Source organism: Nocardia citri (genome assembly GCF_054065835.1).
Genome location: NZ_JBSUQM010000093.1, coordinates 1 through 276, shown reverse-complemented (window position 1 = coordinate 276; position 276 = coordinate 1). Strand labels below are relative to the sequence as shown.

1 protein-coding gene is annotated in these 276 nt (G+C 66.3%); it reads right to left on the bottom strand.

The window, feature by feature from the left end; all coding sequences use genetic code 11:
• A partial coding sequence (locus ACW2Q0_RS31260) for a hypothetical protein (RefSeq protein ID WP_457194514.1) occupies positions 1-276 on the bottom strand: 276 nt, incomplete at both ends.

Sequence of the window (276 nt, the reverse complement as noted above, 5' to 3'; positions counted from 1 at the left end):
TACCCGCAGCACCGCCTCTCCGGCGATATCCAACGGTTCCCGGCTGGTGGCCAGAACCCGCAGGTTCGGACAGTTTCGCAGCCAGGTCTCCACCAGCCCCGTCACCGCTGCCACCAGATGCTCACAATTGTCCAACACCAGCAGCGATTCCCGTGCGGACAGGAACTCCACCACCACCTCCGGCAAGGGCCGCGCCGGATCCTCGCGCAACCCCAAGGCAGACGCGACCACGGTGACCAGCAGCTCAGGGTCGGACACATCCGCCAGCTCGACCAG